We start from the raw sequence: 22,756 nt of genomic DNA, 5'->3' as shown, positions 1-22,756 counted from the left end.
GACGATGGGAGCTCACTCGTGAGCGGCGTCCCACTCCTCGGGTTTGCGCGTGTTGCCGCAGACGTTACACTGGATCCGGCCCATCGTGTCCATCGCGGTGTCGAGCGACTCGCAGTTCCCACAGAAGTAGCCCCACCGCTCGCGGCCGCGCTCGTCGGCGAACACCACATAAAATGGGCCCTCCGCGCCTCGGTCGCCCATCGTCCGATCGACGTACACCAGCTCGTCGTCGCTCGTCGTCCGCGCCTCGAGTTCCATATCCCACTCTAGCGGGTCGATCACCTAAAAAGGGCGACGACGACGTGTCGGCGACGGAAAGGCGCCGGCGACGGCAACCACGCCGCGATTACGTACGGAAGGACTCGCCGCAGCCGCACTCGGAGACGACGTTCGGGTTCTCGACGTGGAAACCGGCGGCCTGGAGCCCGTGCTCGTAATCGAGCCGGCTGCCGCCGATGTAGTTGCGGCTCGCGGGGTCGACGAACACCCGAAGTCCGTGATGCTCGACGATGGCGTCGTCCTCCTCCGGCTCGTCGTCGAAGCGCATGCCGTACGAGAGGCCGGCACAGCCTCCCTGCTGGACGAACAGTCGGAGTCCCGCTACGTCGGTGTCGAGTCCCTCGCCCTCGAGAAGCGCGATCGCTTCCTCGGCGGCGTCCGGCGTGACCTCGATGGTCGGGTCGCCGCTCGTCTGGGCCGATTCGGTGCTCATACAGAAGGGTACCCCGTGCAAGGTGAAAACCCTGACGCCAACTCGCACGCTCGTGTGGCCGTCGCCGGTTTCGCGTCACCGGGCCCGCGTTCGCGGCCGAGACTCGACCCCCGAAGCCGGTCACTCACGAACCGCGAGATAGAGGCCGACCACCAGTGCTGCGGGAAACAGCCGGGCGAACGTTCCCGGGATCACCAGCAGTCCGGCGATCAGGCCGAGAAACACGGCGAATCCCCACGCCGTGGGGCGCGTCATCCCCCGCTTGCGGGCGTCGCGCGCGACGGCACCCCCGGCGACGGCGAACGCGACGAGCGCGAGCAGCGACCACACGAGGATCGCGAACGTTCCCGACGGCGCGACCTGCGAGGAGAGCATACGAGAACGTTTCGGCGTTCCGGATGGTAAACCGAGCGAACCAGGCAAACGGCGCTACTCGTCGTCCTGCTCCAGCCGCGTCCGAACGCTCTCGGCGTGCGCCTCCAGCCCCTCCGCCTCCGCGAGCGTCGTGATCGTGTCGCTCACGTCGGCGAGCGCCTCGCGGTCGAGCCGCTGGACCGTCGACGAGCGGAGGAACGTGTCGACGGAGAGCCCGCCGTAGCGTTTGGCCCCGCCGTTGGTTGGGAGCACGTGGTTCGTCCCGGCGGCGTAGTCCCCCGCCGCGACCGGCGAGTAGGGGCCGAGGAACACGCTGCCCGCGTTCGTGATCCGGTCGAGCAACGCCTCGTCGTCGTCGGCCAGGATCGAGAGGTGCTCGGCGGCGTACTCCTCGGCAAACAGGACGGCTTCGGACATCGAGCGCGCGTGGAGCACGCCGCTGGCGTCGTTGTCGAGCGCCGCACGGATCGTCTCCGACCGCTCGCGCTCGTCGGCGCCGGTCTCGACCGCTTCCGCGACGGCGTCCGCGAGATCCGCATCGGCCGTCACCGCGACGACGGAGGCGTTCGGGTCGTGTTCGGCCTGCGCGAGCAGCTCGGCGGCGACGAACTCGGGCTCGGCCGTCTCGTCCGCAAGCACGAGCACCTCGCTCGGCCCCGCAAGGAAGTCGATCTCCACGTCGCCTCGCACCTCGGCTTTGGCGGCGGTCACCCACTTGTTTCCGGGGCCGACCACCTTCTCGGCGCTCGTCACGGTCTCCGTCCCGTACGCGAGCGCGGAGATCGCCTGCGCGCCGCCGACCTGATAGACGGCGTCGGCGCCCGCCTCGTGGATCGCCGCGAGCGTCGCCGGGTTGATCTCGTCGGCGGGCGGCGTCGCGACGGCGACGTGTTCGACGCCGGCCACCTTCGCGGGAATGACCCCCATCAGCGCGCTGGACGGGTACGCCGCGGCGCCGCCGGGGACGTAGACGCCGACTCGCGAGAGCGGGCGGAATCGCCGGCCCAGCTCCCTGCCGCCGAAGTCGTCCCGCCAATCCTCGGGGACCTGCCGCTCGTGGAATGCTCGGATGTTCTCGGCCGCGTCACGAATGGCGTCGAGAATCGGGTCGTCCTCCTCCGCGAGCGCCTCGTGGGCGCGCTCCGCCTCGTCGGTGATGTCGATGTTGCCGACGGTGACGCCGTCGAACTCCTCGGAGAACTCCCGGACGGCCACGTCACCCTCGGTTCGCACCCGGTCGACGATCTCGCGGACGTCCTCGCGGACGGCCTCGACGCCGGCGTCGCGCTCGAAGAAGGCGGCGCGCTCGTCGGGCGAGAGGTCCGCGACGGCTCGTACGTTCATGGACCACACTCCGCAGCGAGGGGTGAAAGGCGGTTCGGACTGGGGGCCGGCGTGATTCCCTACGCCTCCAGCTCGTAGATCCCCGCCACGTCGAGCACGCCGAGCACGAACAGCGCGACGACGAGCGCGGCGGCCGCGAGCAGCAGCGGTGCCGAGGCGAGCACGGCGATGTCGTACGGGAAGAACAGCCGTACCGTGCCGCGAACGAAAAACGAGGCGAACACGAGCCCGAAGGCGACGACGGCCAACTGGACGAATCGGGAGCGGTTCATGCGGATTCTCACGCAGCGACCCACAAGGCGATTGTGGTCAGCGGGCTCAGATCCCGAACGCCGCGCGGAGCATGTCGCGCGTCCCGGGGCCGAGCCCGACCGCGATGACGGTGATGAGCAGCAGGATGGTGTACCGGGGTGACTCCTCGAACATCTCCGCCTCGAACACCCAGACGACGAAGGTTGCGGCGGCGAGTTTCACGAACAGGAACGGCCAGGCGTCGCCGGTGACGGCGACGATGCTCTCGGGGAGCAGCCGTCCGGTCCAGGTGACGATCAGGTCGTTGACGACGTGTTTGGGGACGAGGTTGCTCGTTCCCGTGAGCTCCGGCATCCAGTTGAGGCCGATGACGTTCGCCACGCCGTCGATGGCGTGACCCCAGATGATGAGGAAGCCGGCGAAGCCGGTGCCCGCGTTGATCGACGGCTTCCAGCCCTCGATCAGCTTCCAGGTCAGCCACGTCGAGAGGGTGGCGAGCCCGACCGTGAGCACGATGATGATGGGGTAGAACGTGACGTAGTCGGTGGTCGCCGCGAGGTAGCCGAGGTAGCCGAGGCTGGCGGCCAGCAGGGCCGACCCCATCCCGAACAGCGGCCGGGCGTAGTCCTCGGCGTAGTCGCGCGCGGCGAGCCAGTAGGCGAGCAGGACGCAGCCGAGCGTGAGCGCGAAGACGGTGATGTAGATGAACGGGCTGATGATCAGCGCGCTGTACGGGAACGGGATCAGCGGGTCGACGCCCGCGCGCATCGCGGCGATGCCGGCGTCCTCCACCGTGCGGAGCGCGCCGCCGAACAGCATGAACGGGAACAGCGCGTAGAAGAACCGGAGCTCGGTGCCGATCTCCAGCCGGCGGAGCAGGAGCACGACGCCCGCCAGCATGGCGAGCAGGATGAAGACGTAGCTCAGCGTCGAGACGGTGGTGTACCCGGAGTAGGCGACGACCTCGCCGGCGGCCTCGGCCTCCGCACACGCGGCGGCACTGGTCAACAGCTCGGTCTCGCCGGGGTAACGAACGGCACAGGAGGCACCCTGCCCGTCGGCGGCGACGGGACCCCAGAAGTAGCGCCAGAGAAACCGGTCGTAGACGAGTCGCTGGGAGATCAGCGACCCGAGCGCGAGGACGGCCGTCACGCCGCCGACGACGAGCACCCACGCTCGCTCCGGCGACATGCCGAACCACTCCTCGTCGGATTGGCTCATGGTCGAACGTTCAGCGGAGACGGGAGTTTAGCGTTCCGGTTGAAACCGCCCGATTCCGCTCAGATCGGCAGCCCGTCACCCTCGTAGTCGGTGCCGAGAATGATCATCGTCTGCGAGCGCGAGAAGCCGTCCATGTCGGCGATCCGGTCGAACATCAGCTCCCGGAGCCGGTCGGTGTCCTCGGCGACGACCCGGAGGATCACGTCCCACTCGCCGGTGGTGAGGTGGATCTCCCGAACCTCCTCGATGTCGCGGAGGCGGTCGAGGGCGTCCTCCTCGCGGCCCTGCTCGACGCGGAGTCCGACGAGCGCGCTCACCCCGTAGCCGACCTCCTTCGCGTTCACTTTCGCGTGGTACCCCTCGATGACGCCGGCGTCCTCCATGCGCCCGACGCGGTCGTGGACCGTCGCGCTCGACATGTCGATCCGCCGGGCGATCTCGGAGAAGGGAGTGCGTGCGTCCTCCTGAAGAATACGGAGAATGGCCCGGTCAGTGTCGTCCAGTTCCATGGGAACGGTTCGCCGGGGGCGGTCTTTGAAGTTGCGGATAGCGAGGGCGACCGAAGGGAGCCCTCGAAAGGCGAGCGGTGTAGCCGCGAGCCTGCGGCAGGCGGGGCCGACCGCAGGGAGCCCTCGAAAGGCGAGCGGTGTAGCCGCGAGCCTGCGGCAGGCGGGGCCGACCGAAGGGAGCCCTCGAAAGGCGAGCGGTGTAGCCGCGAGCCTGCGGAAGGTGGAGCCGCGCACGCCGGCGCAGACGCTCGCCGCCCTCGTCAAAGCCACTTAAAAGGGGACCGCCGGCGTTAGGAGAAGTCGCGGCGCATCGCGATCTCGAACCAGGGACAGAGTCGGAGCTGGCGGTAGAGCGCGGGGTTCTCGTGGAGGTGCTCGTAGTCGGCCCACAGCAGGCCGCCGATCTCCTCGTCGTCGGGGTCGAGGCTGGCGTCGTCGAGGGTCACCTTCAGCACGGCACAGACCTCCCATTCGACGCCCTCGTTGGGGTAGTAGCGCTTGTACTCGAACTTGTCCGTCACACGAAGGTCGTTGTACTGGTCGGGGGTGACGCCGAGCTCCTCTTCGAGCCGCTGCTCCGTGGCCTCCTTCTGGGACTGCCCCTCGACCGGATGGGAGGCAACGGTGCCGTCCCAGTGGGCGTCCCACAGGCGCTTGTTCGGCGCGCGCTGTGCGAGGAGAATGTGGCCGTCGCCGTCGAAGACGAGACAGGTGAACGCGCGGTGGCGGATCCCGTCGCCGGTGTGGGCGTCGAGACGGTTGACGGTCCCCTCCTCGTTGTCGTCGGGATCGACCGCGATCACGTCCTGTAAGGCGTTTTCGTGGTCGGCGTCCGCGTCGTCGGCGCTACCCGACGGATCGGTGTCGGGCGCGTCGGCGTCGTGAGTGCTCATGTCCGGTGGGACGGCGACCGGGACTAATAAGTGTTCGATACGCGCCGAGAGGTGGTCGGCACCACCCTCGGTTTAGATTCGTTTCCCGATCTCCTCGCGGAGCACGTCCGAGACGACCTCGCCGTCGGCCTTGCCGCGGAGCGCGCCCATCGCCTCACCCATCAGTCCGGAGAAGGCGCCCATCCCCTCCTCGGCGATCTGGTCGGCGTTGCGCTCGACGACCTCGACGACCGCCTCACGCACTTCCGCCTCGCTCACGCCCGAGAGCCCCGCTTCCTCGACGGCCTCGGCCGCCGAGAGATCGGGCTGCTCCGCGAGCGTCGTCAGCACCGTCGGGACGCCTTCCTTCGCGAGGTCGCCGTCCTCGACGAGCTCGAACAGTTCGAGGAAGTGCTCATCCGTGAGATTCTCGACGGGCGCACCGTCGCGGCGGATCTCCGTCGTCGTCGACTCCAGCGTGGAGGCCGCGAAGGTCGGGTCGACGCCGCGGTCGACGGCCGTCTCGAACAGCGGGAAGCGCTGACCGAACGCGACCTGCTCGGCGAGCCCGGCGTCGAGACCGAACTCCTCGACGTAGCGTTCCGCCTTCTCGTCGAGCAGCTCCGGCTGCTCAACCTCGGAGGGGTCCGGTTCGACGGGGGGCACGTCCGTCTCCGGGTACATCCGCGCCGCGCCCGGCAGGGGACGGAGGTAGCGCGTCGTGCCGTCGTCGTTGGCGCCCCGCGTCTCCTCGGGGACGCCCTCGATGGCGGTTTCGGCGCGCTCGGCGGCGGCCTCGATGGCGAGCTCCGCCGTCTCGGGGTCGGCGGCGACGATGGCGACGGCATCCTCCTTGCCGGCATCGACGTGTTCGCGGAGGGCAGCCACCTCCTCCTCGGTGACGCCGTAGGCGGGGAGCTCGTCGGTGTGGAAGATCCCGCCCGCGCCGTGGCGCTTGGCGTGGTCGGACAGCTCCGTGCCGAGCCGACGGTCCGGCTGGATCTCCCGGCCGACGATCCCGTCGAAGCCGAACAGGGGAACGGCGGTGACCGCGCCGCCGGATTCCAGCGCGCCGGCGATGACGCCCGATTCGGTGTCCTCGAACACCGTCGTCGCGTCGACGGGTTCGCCCACGTCGGCGTCGCGCTCACGGAGTTCGTCACGAATCTCCAGGAGTTCGGCCTGCCGGCCGACCTCGCCGCGGACGATGTCCTCGATCCCCTGGAGGTCCTGGACGCCTTTCACCTCGACGCGGGCGCCCTCCGCGATGGAGACGTTCACGTCCTGGCGGATGGTGCCGAGTCCGCGTTTCACCTTCCCGGTCGAGCGCAGCAGCATCCCGATGCGCTCGGCGGCCTCCTTCGCCTGCTCGGGGCTCCGGATGTCCGGGCCCGTGCCGATCTCGACTAGGGGGACGCCGAGTCGGTCGAGCGAGTAAACGACGCCCTCGTCCGTTTCCTCGATGCGCTTTGCGGACTCCTCCTCCAACAGGAGGTCGACGATCGAGACCGGCCCCTCGCTGGTCTCGATCTCCCCCTCTTGGCCGAGCAGCATGGAGCGCTGGAAGCCGGAGGTGTTCGAGCCGTCGATGACGAGCTTGCGCATCACGTGCGCCTGGTCGACGACGTTCACGTCGAGCAGGTCGCCGATCTGGAGCGCGACGGCGAGCGCCTCGTCGTCGACGCGCCGGGGCGGCTCGTCGTCCTCCTCGACCAGACAGGTGGTGTCGTACGCGAGGTAGGTGAACTCGCGGTCGACCCGGCTCTCCTCGAGGGCGGCCTGGTCGAGCTCGCCGAGCTCGCTTTTCGTCGGGTGGAGGTGCCGGACCAGCTCGCGGTCGGCCGCCTCCGGGTCACGTTCCACGGTGGGGGAGTCACAGAACAGCTTCGTCGCCGTGTCGAGCTGCTGGTGGATCTCCAGCCCGGCGACGAGGCCCAACTCCTCGTGGTCGTAGTCGCTCATTGCCTGTTACTCCGATGCGCCCCAACTAAAAGTGTGGCAGTTCGCTGGCGCCCCCGAACGCCGGACGCTCATACGCCCGGATCGTTCACCTTTTTCAATGGGAGAGCGAACTCGCGCGTATGACTGGCGCACGCGTCGGCTCCGCGTTGACTCCCGAACAGCAGGCGATCACGGAGGTCGTCCACGAGTTCGCCGTCGAGGAGATCCGCCCGACGGCTCGGGAGGCGGACGCCGAGGAGTCGTTCCCCGAGGAGGTGTGGGACGGGCTCGCCGAGCTCGACCTCACCGGCCTCACGGTCCCCGAGGAGTACGGCGGCTACGACGCCGACGAGACCACCTACGCGGTCGTCAACGAGGAAGTGGCGTACGGCCAGCTCGCCGTCGCCACCGCCCTCTCGGTCCACTGTCTCGCCACCTCCTGTATCGCCGAGTTCGGCACGGAGGACCAGCGCGAACGCTGGCTTCCGGAAATGGTCGACGGTCGCCCAGTCGGCATGTTCTGTCTCTCCGAGCCGCACGCGGGCTCGAATCCCGCGGAGATGTCGACGACCGCCACCTACGACCCGGAGACCGACGAGTACGTGCTCGACGGACAGAAACAGTGGATCACGAACGGCGAGCGCGGCGGCGTCGCCATCGTCTTCGCGAAGACGGACGCCGACGACCCGGGCTCGATCACCCAGTTCCTCGTGCCCGCGAACACGGAGGGGTTCGAGGTCGGCCGGAAGGAGGAGAAGCTCGGCCTGCGCGCATCCGACACGACGGGGATCACCTTCGACGACTGCCGGGTCCCCGCCGAGAATCGCCTCACCGAGGAGGGCAAGGGCCTCTCGGCGGCGTTCACCATCCTCACCGGCGGCCGGATCGGCATCGCCGCGCAGGCGGTCGGCCTCGCGCAGGCCGCCTTCGACGAGGCGAAGGCGTACGCCGCCGAGCGCGAGCAGTTCGGCGGTCCCATCGACGACATCCAGACGATCCGCCACAAGTTCGCGGAGATGGCGACGGACATCTCGGCGTCCCGCCTGCTCGTCCGCGAGGCGTGTCGGCAGGCGGAGGCCGGCGAGGACAACCGCGTCGCCGCCGCACAGGCCAAGTACAAAGCCAGCGAGACGGCGATGAGCGTCACCAACGAGGCGGTGCAGATCCACGGCGGCTACGGCTACACCACCGACTTCGACGTTGAACGCTTCTACCGCGACGCCAAGATCACGGAGATCTACGAGGGGACCACGGAGATCCAAAAGAAGATCATCGCCCGGGGCGTACTGGACAGCTAATGACGCCCGGAACCCCGAACTCGGACGATTCGTCGACGCCGTCCGCCGGCGTCGCCCCTGCCAACTTCGACCACCCGGCGCTCGCGGACGCGAAGGCCGTCGTCTACGACCTCGACGGGACGCTCGTGGACCTGGCCGTCGACTGGAACGCGGTCGCCGAGGACGTGCTCGGCGTATACGCCGACCACGCCGTGAAGCCGCCCGGCGACGGACTCTGGGAGCTGCTCGGTGCGGCCCCGGAGTACGGCATTGGTGACGCGGTCGAAGCGGCCATCGCGCGCCACGAGCACGCCGGTGCTCGGGACTCCCGATGGCTCCCGCTTGCTGACGGACTGGCTGAGGCGGACCCCGACCGCACCGCAGTGTGCTCGCTCAACTGTGAGGAAGCCTGCCGGATCGCCTTGGAGACGCACGGCGTCGCCGACCGCATCGGGCCGGTCGTCGGTCGCGACAGCGTCGCGACGTACAAGCCGGACCCCGAGCCGCTGCTGGCGGCCATCGAGGATCTCGGCGTCTCGCCCGCGGACGCGATATTCGTCGGCGATTCCGAGCGCGACGCGGTGACCGCCGAGCGCGCCGGTGTCCCGTTCGTGTGGGTGCACGAACTCGTCGACGAGTGACTGTGGGGCCGGGAGCGCGGTTTTACTCCTCGACCGCCCCGTCGCCCGCCTCCGTCCGCCGCGCGTAGAGCGCGAGCACGACGGCCGTCAGAAACCAGATTGGCGCACCCACGCGTATCGCGAAGCTCGCGCGGGCACCCCAGGTGTCGAGCGTCACCAGCGTCGAGAGGACCGCGACGACCGGCGCGCCGACCAGAATGGTCACCACGAACGTCATCTGCATCACCCAGCCGTAGTCGACTCCCTCCACCTCGGTACGCTCGACGGGTTGCACACCTCCCGTTCACGCGGCGAACGGCAAATCGGTGCCGGTTCGGCGGTCGGTGAACCGGTCGGTTCGGCGACCGTCCCGTCGCGTTTAACCGCCCCGACGTGCGACTCCGAACCATGACCACGACGCGGGACCTCCGCAACCGCGAGGAGCCGTTCACGATGCTGACTGCCTACGATGCCCCGACCGCCGCGCTCGTCGACGAGGCGGGCATCGACGTCATCCTCGTCGGCGACAGCATGGGCAACGCGGTGCTCGGCTACGACTCCACGCTCCCCGTCACGATGGACGAAGTCGCGAGTCGAACCGCCGCCGTCTCGCGGGCCGTCGACGACGCGCTCGTCGTCGCGGACATGCCGTTTCTCTCCTTCGGCGTCGACGAGGCCGAATCCGTGCGGAACGCCGGACGACTCTTGAAAGAGGCCGGTGCCGACGCGGTCAAGATCGAGAGCGGCCGGCACACCGTCGAGATGACGGAGCGCATGACCGACATCGGCATTCCGGTGATGGCACACCTCGGGCTCACGCCCCAGCACGTTAACCGCCTCGGCGGCTACGCCCGACAGGGAACCGACCGGGATGCGGCCGAGGAGATCGTCGAGCTTGCGGGCGCCCACGAGCGCGCCGGCGCCTTCGCGCTCGTCCTCGAACACGTGCCGGCCAACCTCGCGGGCGCGGTGACGGAGGCACTCGACATGCCGACGATCGGCATCGGCGCCGGCCCCGACTGTGACGGACAGGTGCTCGTGTTCAACGACGCAGTGGGGCTCGGTGACTGGAGCCCGCCGTTCGCCAAGCAGTTCGGCGACGTGCGGAGTGAGATGCAGTCCGCGCTTGCCGAGTATCAGGCCGCTGTGGAGGGCGGAGAGTTTCCGGCGTCAGAGCACTCACACGTCGAAGCGGAGCTGGACGACCTGTACTAGCGTTCACGAAGCGGTCTGAGAGCAGTTAGTCATCGCCGGCGAGATGAGTGATATCCCGCCGGCGAGATGAGTGATATCCCGCCGGAGCGTGTACCCGTTCGGAACGCCGACGGTGCCGAGACACGACTCACAGAGCACCTTCTCGTACTGCCCGTTCCCCGCCTTTTCAAGCAGAGAGACATCCGCGATCGAGAACCCTCCGTCACACCGATCACACGTCGCCGTGTCGCCGTCGATTCGCATGGGTGCGGGTGGGTCTCCACCGAACAAAAACCTACGCCCCCCGTTACGCCTGGCGAGAATTGGAGCCTGCATTCGTGGGCGCCGGCGTGCGTAGCCGTGCTAGTGAGAACGATGTCGCTGCCGCTCGCCGGTCGGGGCCGATAAAAAGCGGGATTCGTGTGAGGAACGGCCGACGCGTCCGGATGGACGCGGTCGAAGCCGCGTTAGCCGAAGAGTTCGCCGAGGCCTTCGCCGCCGTCTTCCTCGTCTTCCTCCTCGTCCTCTGCTTCCTCGGCGGCTTCCTCCTCCTCGGCAGCCTCCTCGGACTCTTCCTCGGTGGACTCCTCGGCCGCGCCGCCCGCGGCGGCGCCAGCGGCGGGAGCCGCGGCGGCCGTCTCGATGGCCTCCTCGATGTCGACGTCCTCCAGCGCGGCGACGAGCGCCTTGACGCGGGATTCCTCGACGTCGACGCCGGCGGCTTCCAGCACGCCGGTGATGTTGTCCTCGTTGATCTCTTCGCCCGTCTCGTTCAGGATGAGCGCAGCGTAAACGTATTCCATTGTTGTAATCCTCGTGTATTATCCGAACATCTCGCCGAGACCCTCGCCGCCGTCGTCGCCGTCGTCGTCGGCGTCGTCGTCGGCCTCCTCGGCGTCTTCCTCTTCGTCAGCCTGTTCCTCTTCCGTGGTCTCCGCCGTCTCCGTCTCCGGAGCCGGGGCGGCGTCGACGCCCTGCAGCTCCTCGGGGAGCGCCTCGTCGTCGTCGATCTGCGCGGCGAGCGCGCGGAGCTGGGCGTCGGCCTTCCCGACGAGGTCGGGCACGACGTCCGGGCTCTCGATCTCCGCGAACAGGCCGACGGACTTCGCGTTGCCGGCGGCCTTCGCGAGAAGGGTGCCGGCGGTGCGGTCCGTCGGGTACTCGGCGTTGACCGAGAGGTTGCGCGCGGCGGCCGCGGCCGACTGGATGTCGGCCGCGTACTCGTCGACGTCGATGGCGAGCTCGTCGGGCTCGAACAGCACGCCTTCGGAGAAGACGCCCTTGAGGTCGAGTCCGACTTCCTTCGGCTCGATGCCGAGCTCAGTCAGGACGTTGGCGAGATCGTCGGAGACGACCTCACCTTCTTCGAGGACCTTCGAGTCCTCGGTGACCTTGATCGACCCCTCCATGATGCGCGCGTTCGCGCCGACGGTCTGGAGCTCGCCGACGAACGGTCCGGGGTCGACCCCCGTGTCACCCTCGGGGATGACGACATCGTTCGGGGCGACCTCGCCGGCGTTGATCGGCGCCGGCGTCTTCGAGGCTTCCAGCTCCTGGAAGAGCCCGAAGGGGTTGTCGTTCGTGCCGATGAGCGCGACCTGACCCGCAACGTACTGGGTCAGCTGCTCGACGCCCTCGTCGACCTCCTCCAGCGCGCGGACGGTGAGCGTGTTGCGGCTCATCCGCAGGTCGGCCGAGCCGTGCAGCTCGCGGCGCATGGCCTGGAGCTGGCGCGACGGGATGCCGGCGACGCCGACGACCCCGACGGACTCAAACGACTCGATGAAGTCGACGAGCTCGTCGACCTCCTCGCGCTTCCACTGGGGGATGGTCTCAGTCTTCCGAACGCTCATACGGGAACCTCCTCCGAGGGACCCATCGTCGTTTTGACGTAGATCCCGTCGATGTTGAGCGGGCCCTTCTCGAGGTCGGCCTCGAGACGGCGGATGATGACGTCGATGTTGTCCGCGATCTCCTCCGCGGACATGTCCTCCGCGCCGACGCGCGTGTGGAACGTCCGGCGGTCACGAGACCGGAGCTGCACCGTGTTCTTCATCCGGTTGACGGTCTCGACGATGTCGTCGTCCGGCTGCAGTGGGGTAGGCATCTTCCCGCGCGGACCGAGGACGGTACCGAGGTACCGACCGATGTCCTGCATCAGGTTGGCTTCCGCGATGAAGAAGTCGGTTTCATCGGCAAGCTCCTTGGCGCGGTCGTCGTCGTCTCCGAGGTCTTCGAGATCGTCGCTGTCGAGCACTTCGTCAGCAACTTCCTCTGCACGGACGGCGGTTTCGCCCTCCGCGAAGACAACGATCTGTGTATCCTGCCCCGTTCCAGCCGGCAGCACGACGGACTCGTCGATACGGTTCGACGGATCGTTGAGGTCGAGGTCTCGCAGGTTGACGGCGAGGTCCACCGTTTCGCGGAAGTTCCGCTCGGGGGCCTCGTCGAGTGCGAGAGTGACGGCCTCTTGTATTGTGTCTGCCATTTTTCACCTCCGTAGTACGCAGGTAGCTCCTACGGGTCAGTGAAACAGGCGAAGCCTGTCTCATCGGAGAGAGGCTCAAGAGAGGTTTAAAACCGTCGAAGCCCCGACGTGCGTGTGAGATGCCGACAGGGCGCCCGACGGGCGCTGATAAACAGGGCGCTCGGCGCGCGCGGAACAACAGGGCGCTCGACGGGCGCAAAACGAGCCGCCGGTCGCCGCGCCGCCCGTGTTGACCGATGCGGAGTTCGGCGGCGGCTCGACGGCGGGAAAACGGGCGTCGATACGACGGCGCGTCTACGCTTTGTTCTTGTTTTTGTACTTGACTGCGAAGTGGTGGCCGTCAGCACACTCCGCTTCGGTCTTGTTCGCGTCGCCCCAGATACCGGTCCGGTAGTTCTGGACGACCTTTTTGATATTCGAATCGTCCGGGATCTCCAGTGCCGTCTCCACGCCGCAGTACGGACAGTCGGCAGTGATCGAAGCCATACAGTGTGATATCGGGTTACACCCAATGAAGATTTCGGTCGGATCGGTCCTCGTTTCCCGGAACGGCGACATTCGAACGCGACAGCAGCCGGATCCCCGCCGGTGTTCGACGCCCGTCGAAAGGGCGTTCGTCGCGGAGGGGAACCCTTTTGCCGACGCTAGCCGACCGACGAGACAATGACTCAGGGTGGTCCGTCGTGACGATGGAGGATCGCATCGAGGACCTTCGAGAACGACGCGAGGAAGCGCGAAAGGGCGGCGGCGAGGAGAAGATCGCCTCCCAACACGAGAAGGGGAAGATGACCGCACGCGAGCGGATCGACTACTTCCTCGACGACGGGACGTTCCACGAGTTCGACCAGTTCCGGACCCACCGCAACCACAAGTTCGGGATGGAAGAACAGCAGATTCCGGGCGACGGCGTCATCACGGGCTACGGCGAGGTGAACGGCCGCAAGACGTTCGTCTTCGCGCACGACTTCACCGTGTTCGGGGGCTCGCTCGGCGAAGTGTTCGCCGAGAAGGTGTGTAAGGTGATGGACAAGGCGATGGACGTGGGCGCGCCCGTCGTCGGGCTCAACGACTCCGCCGGCGCGCGCATTCAGGAGGGCGTCGAGGCGCTCGGCGGCTTCGCGGAGATCTTCCGGCGCAACACGGAGGCGTCGGGCGTCGTCCCCCAGATCTCGGCGATCATGGGGCCGTGTGCCGGCGGGGCCGTCTACTCGCCGGCGATCACGGACTTCACCTTCATGGTGAAAGACACCTCACACATGTTCATCACCGGCCCGGACGTCATCAAGACGGTGACGGGCGAGGAGGTGAGCTTCGAGGAGCTCGGCGGCGCGGTCACCCACTCGTCGACCTCCGGCGTCGCCCACTTCGCGGAGGAGAGCGAGGAGGAGGCGCTCGACAACATCGCGCGCCTGCTGTCGTATCTCCCCGCGAACAACGTGGAGGACCCGCCGCGCGTCGAGCCGTGGGACGACCCCGAGCGTGCGGATGAGGAGCTGGAGGAGATCGTGCCGAACGCGCCGCGGAAGCCGTACGACATGAAGAACGTCATCGGGAGCGTCTTCGACGAGGGCTCCTTCTTCGAGGTCCACGAGAACTTCGCGAAGAACATCGTCGTCGGCTTCGCCCGGCTTGACGGCCACTCCGTCGGCGTCGTGGCCAACAACCCGCGCGTGAACGCGGGCACGCTCGACATCGAGTCGAGCCAGAAGGGCGCCCGGTTCGTCCGCTTCTGTGACGCGTTCAACATCCCGATCGTCACCTTCGAGGACGTGCCCGGGTTCATGCCCGGCACCGACCAAGAGCACGGCGGGATCATCCGCCATGGCGCGAAGCTGCTGTACGCCTTTTCGGAGGCGACGGTTCCCCTGCTCACCGTCATCACCCGAAAAGCGTACGGCGGCGCCTACTGTGTGATGTCCTCGAAGCACATCGGCGGCGACGTGAACTACGCGTGGCCCACCGCGGAGATCGCCGTGATGGGGCCGAAAGGTGCCGTCAACATCCTCTACCGCGAGGAGCTGGCGGAAGCCGACGATCCGGACGCTCGCAGACAGGAGCTGATCGACGAGTATCGCGAGGAGTTCGCGAACCCCTACACCGCCGCCGACCGCGGTTTCGTCGACGACGTGATCGAGCCGACGGAGACCCGCGCTCGGCTGGTGCAGGACCTGAAGATGCTGAAGGGGAAACGCTCGCGAAAGCCCGAGAAGAAACACGGTAACATCCCGATCTGATGGCGACCGACTCGACCGGCGACCCGGAGTCGTCCGCGACCTCGGAGGACGGCTCGTCACCCGACCGTGCGTCCGCGACGGACGCTGACCCCGACGCCGACGCGGTTGCGGTCGCGGAGACGCTCGCACGGCTCTCGGTGCCGGACGACGCCGACGACGCCGAAGCGGCCGCCATCGCGGCGGCCGTCGCTGCGCATCTGCGCGACGGGGAGGTCGCCGCCGCGGCCGCCGCGCGGGACGCGGAGCCATCGTGGGACGGTCGTCGCTGGGCGTTCGCTGGTCGGATGGAACAACTGGGGGATCGTAGCGTGCGCGTCCCCGACGGCACGCCCACCGATCCCTGGACGGCGGCCGGTCGAACCGACCGCCTCTGAGACGTCTCCGCGAGCGTCCCCACGCCCGCGTCGTGCATTCCCCCGGTGGACGACGGATGCCCACCGTGACTCCCCTTCACAGGGGGATGGTACTATCTCTCCGCTCCGTACATATATTTCTATCCCTGAAAATATCAATTCGATCATCGGCGAATCCGGCATCGTCCGGTCTCCGAACGCGGGCCGTGATCAGTCAGCCGGGAACGCTGCCGTCGCGAGCCGGTAGTCGTCGACGATCACGCCGTCGACGCCGGCGTCGACCACCCGCGAAAGCTCCGACTCCGTCTCGATCTCCCAGACGTTGACGGTGAACCCCTGTGCACGCGCCGACGCAACCCGTTCGGGGGTGACGGCGTCGACGTACGGGTGGAGGTAGCGACAGCCGAGCCGCTCGGCGGCGGCGACCGCGCGGTCCCACTCCGTCCGGTGAGTGTACAACAGCGCGCGGGAGAGGGTCGGGTCCGCCCGCCGGCTTTCGACGAGTGCCTGCGCAAAAAACGAGGAGACGAAGCCGTCGTTCTCTACGTCGTCGATCGCGGCTGCCACGTCGGCCGCAAGCCCGGTTTCCTTCAGCTCGACGTTCACGTCCACGTCATTCGGGAGCGCAGCGAGTAGCTCGCGCAGCGTCGGCACGCGCTCGTCGGAGTCACCGACGGGATACTCGCGGAGCTCGTCGAGCGTGAGGTCCGCAAGCCGCTCGTCGACCCCACAAACGCGCTCCAGCGTCTCGTCGTGGAACACGACGACTTCTCCGGAGCCACAGCGGCGAACGTCGATCTCGACGGCGTCCACGTGGGGAGCGGCCGCGACGACTCCCTCGACCGTGTTCTCCGCGTGCGTGGCGAGGGTGCCGCGGTGGCCGACGACGTACGGCCCGTCCTCCGGCATCACGCCGACCGGGTCTCCGTGTTGTCGTTGTCGTCGCCGTCGCCGTCGGCATCGTCGGCCGGGTCGGCATCCTCTGACCCGCCGGCCTCCGCAATGATCCCGCGCCCGACGTCGTCGTAGTCGTCTCCGGGGCGGACGGTGTTGAGGACCATCGGAAGGACGCCGACGATGACGACGAGCACGCCGAGTCGGATTGGCAGCGAGTAGCCGGTGAACACGCTCAACCCGAGGTAGGCGACGGCGCCGGCGACCACCGCCGGCAGCACGTACGGGTTTCCTGCCGAGAGCATAGGTGGGGGTATCACACGGGTGGCCTTAATCTCCCCGACGGCGCGCGCAGTCATCGAGGCTCTCGTCGGCGAGGGCCGATAAATGGTTGACTCTGGTCGGCAAGTGTTGTCGCGAGTCGGCGAGGACCGACAGAATGAGGTAGCCCTTGGTGGAAGGAACCCGCAAGAATGTTCGATAAGGTTCTGGTCGCGAACCGAGGCGAGATCGCGGTGCGAGTGATGCGTGCCTGCGCGGAGCTCGGCATCGAGACGGTCGCCGTGTACAGCGACGCGGACAAACACGGCGGGCACGTCCGCGCGGCGGACGAGGCGTACAACGTCGGGCCTGCGCGCGCGGCCGACTCCTACCTCGATCAGGAGGCGATCATCGGCGCCGCCGAGAAGGCGGGCGCCGACGCGATCCACCCCGGATACGGCTTCCTCGCGGAGAACGCCGACTTCGCCGAGCGCGTCGAGGACACCGAGGGAATCACGTGGGTGGGTCCCGCGAGCGAGGCGATGGAGCAGCTCGGCGAGAAGACCCACGCGCGCCGCGTGATGCAGGAGGCCGACGTGCCCATCGTCCCCGGAACCACCGAGCCCGTCACCGAGCCCGAGGCCGTCACCGAGTTCGGCGACGAACACGGCTACCCGGTGGCGATCAAAGCCGAGGGCGGCGGCGGCGGCCGCGGGATGAAGGTCGTCGAGAGTGCCGACGAGGCGGCGGACCAGCTGGAATCCGCCAAACGTGAGGGAGAGGCGTACTTCTCGAACGACTCGGTCTACCTCGAGCGCTACCTCGAGACGCCGCGCCACGTCGAAGTGCAGATCGTCGCCGACGAGGCGGGCAACGTCGTCCACCTCGGCGAGCGCGACTGCTCGCTCCAGCGCCGCCATCAGAAGGTGATCGAGGAGGGGCCGTCGCCGGCGCTCTCGGACGAGCTCCGCGAGCAGATCGGCGCCGCCGCCCGTCGGGGCGTCGCCGCGGCGAGCTACACCAACGCCGGCACCGTGGAGTTCCTCGTCGAGGAGGACCCCGACCGCGATCCCGCCGAACCGCTCGGGCCGGACACGAACTTCTACTTCCTCGAGGTCAACACCCGGATCCAGGTCGAGCACACGGTCACCGAGGAGCTGACCGGCCTCGATATCGTCAAAGAGCAGCTGCGGATCGCCGCCGGCGAGGAGCTCTCCATCTCGCAGGGCGAGGTCGAACTCGACGGCCACGCCATCGAGTTCCGGATCAACGCCGAGAACGCGGCCAAGGAGTTCCAGCCCGCCAACGAGGGCTCGCTCGACACGTACGACACGCCCGGCGGAATCGGCGTCCGCGTCGACGACGCGCTCCGACAGGGTGACGAGCTGGTCACCGACTACGACTCGATGATCGCGAAGCTGATCGTCTGGGGGAGCGACCGCGAGGAGTGTCTCGCGCGCTCGAAGCGCGCGCTTGCCGAGTACGACCTCGAAGGCGTCGTGACGATCATCCCGTTCCACCGGCTGATGATGGACGATACGCGCTTCGTCGACGGCACCCACACGACGAAGTACCTCGACGAGGAGCTCGACCGCGACCGCGTGGCTGCGGCCCAAGAGCAGTGGGGCACCGAGGGTGAGCCGCGCGAGGCCGACGACGAGGAGGTCACCGAACGCGAGTTCACCGTCGAGGTGAACGGCAAGCGCTTCGAGGTCGAACTGGAGGAGCGCGGCGCGCCCGCCATCCCAACCCCCGCAGGTGGCTCCGGCGGCGCCGGCGGCGCGAGCCGGCCCCCGCAGGCGAAAGACGACGGCGATGACGGCGGCTCCGCCGCGGTCGAGGTCGCCGAGGGTGGCGAGGCCGTCGAGGCGGAGATGCAGGGGACCATCCTCTCCGTCGACGTGGCGGAGGGCGACGAGGTCGCCGCCGGCGACGTGGTCTGCGTGCTGGAGGCGATGAAGATGGAGAACGACGTGGTCGCCGAGCGCGGCGGCACCGTCGCGAGCGTCCACGTCGCCGAGGGCGACAGCGTCGACATGGGCGACGTGCTCGTCGTGCTGGAGTAGGAGCAAGTACCTGGTTGGGCGGGGCGTCTGCGCGACGGCGACCGACTCCGTTTAAAAAAGAGGTAGTGGACGAGTCGGTCGATAGCGTCTGCTTGTTGATCGATGTCGGGAGTGAGTATTGCAATCCGTCGCCGGCGGTAGAGTATATAAACCGTCGGGAGTAGCGGTGACGCCTCCCTTATAAACGGTGTTGCGGTGCGGTGGCGCGCCCGGCGAGCGCCCCGCGGGCGCTCGGCGGCGCGCGAGGGACGCCGCGAGCGCAGCGAGCGGCGAGGCTGGGGAGGTGTGAGGTGCGGTTGCGGTGCGGGGCGGGGCTCAAAGGGGCAGCCGGCTCCGGGACGATGGGCGACGTAAGCACTCAAAAGGCCGGGCGGTGCGGAGAGGCCTTTTGAGCGCGCAGCGAGCCCCTCGACCGGAGCCGGCTGGGGCTTTGCAGGCGGTCCTCACCAGTGTCGCACCAGCAACTCACCGGACAAACGCTCCTTATAAACGAACCATAACCCCACCAACGCCCCGCTTATAAACGCCACCTCCACCCACGTGCAACACCTACTCCCGCTGCCACTCATTGACGGGTGCTGAACTGGTGGGCAGCGATCATAAACGGGTTACTCTCGAGTAGCGTCAGCAGCGCCAAAGATCCGCCTCGGAAATCCGTCCGTCGACAAACGGGACGCCAGCGCGCCGGCGTCAGTTCGCGCGCGCCGGCTCGTCGTCGTCCGCAAGCGCCGGCTCGTCGTCGCCGTCCTCGACGCCCGGCGTGCCGCCCTCCGTGTCGACGCCGGTGTCGGCGTACTCCCGCTCGTCTCGCTGGCCGAACAGTCGGGCGAGGAGGCCGCGTTCGTTCTGCTTCTCCGCGAGCAGCACGGAACACTCCACGTCGTACAGCACGTCGAGCACGAGCGAGCCGCGAACGAGCCGGGAGAGCAGCCCCGTCTCGGTCGCGCCGATGATGATCATCGTCGCCTCGGTCGCCGCCTCCGCGATCCGCGTCTCCACGTCGCCACTCTCGACGCGCCGGCGGGCGTCGCTGAGGTCGTGCTCGTCGGCCCACGACTTCAGGAACGCCTCGCCCTCGTCAGCATCCTCGGTGATGTGCAGGAGGGTGACCTCGGAGTCGAACTCCGCCTGCAGCATCTGCGCGACCGCCGCGGAGAGGTCCGAGTCCGGACCGCCGGCGGTCGGCAGGAGGATCTGCGAGGGGTCGAAGCCGCGGTCCTTGAACACGAGGAAGTCACACGGCAGCGAGTGGGCGAGCTCGTCGATGGCGGACTCCGCACGGCCGGGCGAGCCGTGGGGGTCGTCGCTCCACCCCATCACCGTGATGTCGGCGCCGTAGGTGCGCGTGGCGTCAAAGATCTCCTCGAACGTCCGGTGAGAGAGCACGACGTGTGTCTCCACGTCGACGCCGAACGTCTCCGCGTTATTCCGCGCCGAGTCGAGCAGCCCGTGGGCGGCGTCGTGTGCGCCGCGGTCGCGGGCGGCCTCCAGCGAGGTCTGGTCGGGGACGTTGGCGATGTTCACCGCGACGACCGTCCCGTCGCGCTGTTTCGCGATGGCCGACGCCAGCGTGATCAGATGCTCCTGCGTCTTCGGATTCGAGAGCGGGACGAACACGCGGTAGTCGCCACCCTCGGGCTGCACGCTCGTCGCCACGGACACGGCCGTCTCGGGCAGCTCCTCGGAGCGGTCGAGCACCCAGTTGGCGAGCACGCCGGTCGCCTCCACGCGCGAGCGGGCGTACAGGAGGTACCAGAGCGCGGCGAACGCGACGAACGCCACCGACAGCCCGATGACGAGCGGCTCGATGTACGCGATCAGCGCGAAGGAGACGATCGCGCCGATGATCGGCACGAACGGGTAGAACGGCACCTCGAAGTCCGGATCGTAGCCGGCGGGCTCCGCCTCGCGCATCACGATCAGCGCGATGTTGAGCAGCCCGTAGACGATGAGGTGGAGCACGGAGCCGGCCGTCGCCAGGAGCTCCAGATTCCCGACGATCAAGAACAGGATGATGAGCCCGCCGGTGATCGCGATCGACCGGTAGGGGGTGCCGAATCGCGGGTGGATCGCGTTCAGGTCCGGCGTGATGATCTTCTCGCGACCCATCGCGAAGTTGATGCGGGACGACGAGAGGATCGAGGCGTTCGCCGAGGAGGCCGTCGCCAGCAGACCGCCGAACAGGAGCAGTGCCCAGCCGAAGGAGCCGAGCCCGTAGCCGAGCACGGAGTACTGGCCGAACAGCATCTGTGCGGCGTCGACGACGGCGGTGTCGTTGCCGGAAACGACCTCGTTCGGCACCGCCGCGAGGAGCACGGCGAGGAACAGCGCGTAGACGACGGTGACGATGACGACGGAGCCGATCACCGCACGTGGCAGGTTCTTGCCGGGATCCTTGATCTCCTCGGCAACGGAGGTGATCTGGACGAAGCCGAGATACGACACGAAGATGATCGCGGTGACGGGGAGGATCTCCGCGGTCATCCCCGGCGACGTGTCGGCGGCGAGGTCACTGAAGTCGGCGTTGAACAGTCCGACGACGGTGAACACCACGAGGATCGCCATCAACAGCATCACGATGACGATCTGCAGCCCGCCGGTCTCCTTCGCGCCGAAGTAGTTGACGGCGATGAACAGCAGGGCGGCGAACAACCCGATGATCTGGGCGGCCTCCAGCGACACGGGACCGAGCGCGACCGCGCCCATCCCGAAGAAGGCGTTGACGTACTCCCCGAGCCCGTAGACGTAGAACGCGGAGGCGAACGCGAGTCCCATCCAGTTGGCCCATCCCGCGATCGACCCGAACAGCGGGCCGAGCGCGCGGTTGACGTAGAAATACGCACCACCCGACTTCGGCATCGCCGTGCCGAGTTCGGAGGCTGACAGCGCCGTGAACAGCGCGATGACGCCGCCGAGCACGAACGTGACCGCGGCGAGCGGGCCGGCGCGCGCGACGGCGGTGCCGGGTAACACGAAGATCCCCGCCCCGATCATCGTCCCGATCCCGATGGTGAGCGCGGCGAGCGGGCCAAGGTCCTTGGCGAGCTCCTCGTCGCCGCTCACGTGACAGCACCTCCGTCCGGTTGTTCATCGAGCGGCGGCGGTCCGCGAGGTTCACTCGCCGCGTCGACGGACATCGTTCGCATGAGAGGACGTTTGCTGGCATCTCCCTTAATCAACGTGTCTCGTCGGTGGGAGCCGGACGCAGATCCACCGCGTCGGATCCCGTCGTGTCGCCGACCGGAACACCAGTAAGCGTTCACCCCGTATGTCGGCGGTATGGCCGACCGAATCGACGAGGTAGATCGGCGGGTTCTCCACGCACTGATGGAGGATCCGCGAAATCGGACGGTGGCGAGCATCGCGGAGGCGGCCGGGGTCTCCTCGGGGACCGTCCGAAACCGGATCGACCGGATGGAGAATGACGGAGTGATCGAGGGATATCACACGCAGGTGGACTTCGAGGCGGCGACCGGTGCACTCGTCAACCTCTACGTGTGTAACGCTCCCGTCTCGGAACGGGAATCGCTTGCCGGAAAAGTGCGGACGCTCCCCAACGTAGTGAACGTCCGGGAGCTGATGACCGGGCGTCGTAACCTCCACGTCGTGGCGGTTGGCGAGGACACCGCCACACTCCGGCGGATCGCACGGGATATCTCCCGTCTCGGCATCGACATTGAAGACGAGAACCTCGTCCAGAACGAGACGTTCCACCCGCACACACCGTATGGCCCGGAAGGGGAGACCCGCGAAGCAGTCTCCGACTTCGTCACGCTCGCCGGCGGCTCGGAGATCGCGGAAGTGACGGTGCGCGAGGGGGCGCCGCTCGCCGGCGCAACCGTCGGTGAAGCGGTCGACAGAGGGCTCCTCGATGAGGAAGTGCTCGTCATCGCCGTCGAGCGCGACGACACCGTCAGAACGGCCCACGGTGACGCTGAACTCCGCGCCGGCGACCTCGTCACGGTGTTCTCGCGCGGCGGCGTGAGCGACGAGACGCTCCGCGCGTTTCGGCCGGGACGGAGCTCCTCGGCTGACGACGGGTGACCTCCATAGCCGTATAATTATCCATGATGATTGGGATTTCAATAACCCGGTATTTAAGGAGCTGCGATTTTCGAATTCTACTGTCAGGAGAGTTTTATA

At 67.9% G+C, this 22,756-nt stretch carries 24 protein-coding genes and 1 pseudogene; 7 read left to right on the top strand and 18 right to left on the bottom strand.

Annotation, left to right across the window (positions count from 1 at the left end):
• Positions 1-12: 12 nt before the first annotated feature.
• From ACYQ07_RS14260 to gatE, 9 genes are all read right to left on the bottom strand, one after another.
• Positions 13-258, bottom strand: a complete 246-nt coding sequence (locus ACYQ07_RS14260; RefSeq protein ID WP_459882744.1) for a DUF5816 domain-containing protein — start codon at positions 256-258, stop codon at positions 13-15.
• Positions 259-346: 88 nt separating this feature from the next.
• Entirely contained in the window at positions 347-712 is a 366-nt protein-coding gene (locus ACYQ07_RS14255) for a HesB/IscA family protein (RefSeq protein ID WP_459882742.1), read from the bottom strand.
• A gap of 120 nt (positions 713-832) precedes the next feature.
• Positions 833-1,087 (bottom strand): hypothetical protein, encoded by a 255-nt coding sequence (locus tag ACYQ07_RS14250; protein WP_459882741.1) that lies wholly within the window; start codon positions 1,085-1,087, stop codon positions 833-835.
• A gap of 54 nt (positions 1,088-1,141) precedes the next feature.
• Complete coding sequence (hisD, locus tag ACYQ07_RS14245) at positions 1,142-2,431, bottom strand: histidinol dehydrogenase (protein WP_459882739.1); 1,290 nt, start codon at positions 2,429-2,431, stop codon at positions 1,142-1,144.
• 59 nt (positions 2,432-2,490) lie between these two features.
• Positions 2,491-2,703 (bottom strand): hypothetical protein, encoded by a 213-nt coding sequence (locus ACYQ07_RS14240; protein ID WP_459882738.1) that lies wholly within the window; start codon positions 2,701-2,703, stop codon positions 2,491-2,493.
• A 46-nt stretch (positions 2,704-2,749) separates the two neighbouring features.
• The gene (locus ACYQ07_RS14235; RefSeq protein ID WP_459882736.1) at positions 2,750-3,904 is read right to left on the bottom strand and encodes a DUF63 family protein; all 1,155 of its coding nucleotides are present in this window, start codon (positions 3,902-3,904) and stop codon (positions 2,750-2,752) included.
• A 59-nt stretch (positions 3,905-3,963) separates the two neighbouring features.
• Positions 3,964-4,413 (bottom strand): Lrp/AsnC family transcriptional regulator, encoded by a 450-nt coding sequence (locus tag ACYQ07_RS14230; RefSeq protein ID WP_459882735.1) that lies wholly within the window; start codon positions 4,411-4,413, stop codon positions 3,964-3,966.
• Positions 4,414-4,703: 290 nt separating this feature from the next.
• Positions 4,704-5,306 (bottom strand): NUDIX hydrolase, encoded by a 603-nt coding sequence (locus ACYQ07_RS14225; RefSeq protein ID WP_459882734.1) that lies wholly within the window; start codon positions 5,304-5,306, stop codon positions 4,704-4,706.
• Between the two features lie 72 nt (positions 5,307-5,378).
• Positions 5,379-7,247: a Glu-tRNA(Gln) amidotransferase subunit GatE gene (gatE, locus tag ACYQ07_RS14220; protein ID WP_459882733.1), complete on the bottom strand. Its 1,869-nt coding sequence runs from the start codon at positions 7,245-7,247 to the stop codon at positions 5,379-5,381.
• Between the two features lie 119 nt (positions 7,248-7,366).
• Here gatE and ACYQ07_RS14215 point away from each other — a divergent pair, with 119 nt between their 5' ends.
• Together ACYQ07_RS14215 and ACYQ07_RS14210 are read left to right on the top strand one after the other, a co-directional pair.
• Entirely contained in the window at positions 7,367-8,524 is a 1,158-nt protein-coding gene (locus ACYQ07_RS14215) for an acyl-CoA dehydrogenase family protein (protein WP_459882732.1), read from the top strand.
• On the top strand, positions 8,524-9,144 hold the full coding sequence (locus ACYQ07_RS14210; RefSeq protein WP_459882731.1) for an HAD family hydrolase: 621 nt from the start codon (positions 8,524-8,526) through the stop codon (positions 9,142-9,144). The genes ACYQ07_RS14215 and ACYQ07_RS14210 overlap by 1 nt, the downstream gene beginning before the upstream one ends.
• Before the next feature lie 22 nt (positions 9,145-9,166).
• Here ACYQ07_RS14210 and ACYQ07_RS14205 read toward each other — a convergent pair whose 3' ends face one another.
• Positions 9,167-9,418, bottom strand: a complete 252-nt coding sequence (locus ACYQ07_RS14205; protein ID WP_459882729.1) for a DUF5822 domain-containing protein — start codon at positions 9,416-9,418, stop codon at positions 9,167-9,169.
• A gap of 113 nt (positions 9,419-9,531) precedes the next feature.
• Between ACYQ07_RS14205 and panB the strand changes: the two genes are divergently transcribed.
• A complete protein-coding gene (gene panB / locus ACYQ07_RS14200; RefSeq protein WP_459882728.1) occupies positions 9,532-10,338 on the top strand; it encodes a 3-methyl-2-oxobutanoate hydroxymethyltransferase in 807 nt (268 codons plus the stop codon).
• 60 nt (positions 10,339-10,398) lie between these two features.
• On the opposite strand, the pseudogene ACYQ07_RS14195 reads toward panB, so the two are convergent.
• From ACYQ07_RS14195 to ACYQ07_RS14175, 5 genes and pseudogenes are all read right to left on the bottom strand, one after another.
• Positions 10,399-10,581 (bottom strand): annotated as a pseudogene (locus ACYQ07_RS14195) (hypothetical protein); the annotation flags it as partial.
• 203 nt (positions 10,582-10,784) lie between these two features.
• Positions 10,785-11,120, bottom strand: coding sequence for a 50S ribosomal protein P1 (gene rpl12p, locus ACYQ07_RS14190; protein WP_459882726.1), 336 nt, complete (start codon positions 11,118-11,120; stop codon positions 10,785-10,787).
• An 18-nt stretch (positions 11,121-11,138) separates the two neighbouring features.
• The gene (locus ACYQ07_RS14185; RefSeq protein ID WP_459882724.1) at positions 11,139-12,170 is read right to left on the bottom strand and encodes a 50S ribosomal protein L10; all 1,032 of its coding nucleotides are present in this window, start codon (positions 12,168-12,170) and stop codon (positions 11,139-11,141) included.
• Positions 12,167-12,805 carry a 50S ribosomal protein L1 gene (locus ACYQ07_RS14180; protein ID WP_459882722.1) on the bottom strand — a complete coding sequence of 213 codons (639 nt, stop codon included), beginning with the start codon at positions 12,803-12,805 and terminating at the stop codon, positions 12,167-12,169. The genes ACYQ07_RS14185 and ACYQ07_RS14180 overlap by 4 nt, the downstream gene beginning before the upstream one ends.
• A gap of 294 nt (positions 12,806-13,099) precedes the next feature.
• Positions 13,100-13,291 carry a hypothetical protein gene (locus ACYQ07_RS14175; protein WP_459882721.1) on the bottom strand — a complete coding sequence of 64 codons (192 nt, stop codon included), beginning with the start codon at positions 13,289-13,291 and terminating at the stop codon, positions 13,100-13,102.
• Positions 13,292-13,494: 203 nt separating this feature from the next.
• Here ACYQ07_RS14175 and ACYQ07_RS14170 point away from each other — a divergent pair, with 203 nt between their 5' ends.
• Complete coding sequence (locus tag ACYQ07_RS14170) at positions 13,495-15,039, top strand: acyl-CoA carboxylase subunit beta (RefSeq protein WP_459883062.1); 1,545 nt, start codon at positions 13,495-13,497, stop codon at positions 15,037-15,039.
• Positions 15,039-15,413, top strand: a complete 375-nt coding sequence (locus ACYQ07_RS14165) for a DUF8022 family protein (protein ID WP_459882720.1) — start codon at positions 15,039-15,041, stop codon at positions 15,411-15,413. The genes ACYQ07_RS14170 and ACYQ07_RS14165 overlap by 1 nt, the downstream gene beginning before the upstream one ends.
• A gap of 189 nt (positions 15,414-15,602) precedes the next feature.
• Here ACYQ07_RS14165 and ACYQ07_RS14160 read toward each other — a convergent pair whose 3' ends face one another.
• Both ACYQ07_RS14160 and ACYQ07_RS14155 read right to left on the bottom strand, forming a co-directional pair.
• The gene (locus tag ACYQ07_RS14160; RefSeq protein WP_459882719.1) at positions 15,603-16,301 is read right to left on the bottom strand and encodes a glycerophosphodiester phosphodiesterase; all 699 of its coding nucleotides are present in this window, start codon (positions 16,299-16,301) and stop codon (positions 15,603-15,605) included.
• The gene (locus tag ACYQ07_RS14155) at positions 16,301-16,591 is read right to left on the bottom strand and encodes a DUF7987 family protein (protein WP_459882717.1); all 291 of its coding nucleotides are present in this window, start codon (positions 16,589-16,591) and stop codon (positions 16,301-16,303) included. The genes ACYQ07_RS14160 and ACYQ07_RS14155 overlap by 1 nt, the downstream gene beginning before the upstream one ends.
• Positions 16,592-16,759: 168 nt before the next feature.
• On the opposite strand from ACYQ07_RS14155, the gene ACYQ07_RS14150 reads away from it, so the two are divergent.
• Positions 16,760-18,613, top strand: a complete 1,854-nt coding sequence (locus ACYQ07_RS14150; RefSeq protein WP_459882715.1) for an acetyl-CoA carboxylase biotin carboxylase subunit — start codon at positions 16,760-16,762, stop codon at positions 18,611-18,613.
• Positions 18,614-19,303: 690 nt separating this feature from the next.
• Here ACYQ07_RS14150 and ACYQ07_RS14145 read toward each other — a convergent pair.
• Entirely contained in the window at positions 19,304-21,676 is a 2,373-nt protein-coding gene (locus ACYQ07_RS14145) for an amino acid permease (protein WP_459882714.1), read from the bottom strand.
• Positions 21,677-21,892: 216 nt separating this feature from the next.
• Here ACYQ07_RS14145 and ACYQ07_RS14140 point away from each other — a divergent pair, with 216 nt between their 5' ends.
• Positions 21,893-22,657, top strand: a complete 765-nt coding sequence (locus ACYQ07_RS14140) for an Lrp/AsnC family transcriptional regulator (protein ID WP_459882713.1) — start codon at positions 21,893-21,895, stop codon at positions 22,655-22,657.
• The last annotated feature ends 99 nt before the right edge of the window (positions 22,658-22,756 follow it).

The organism is Halorubrum gandharaense (assembly GCF_054654575.1).
The sequence above is the reverse complement of the archived record's forward strand: the minus strand, read 5'-3'. Positions and strand labels throughout refer to the sequence as shown.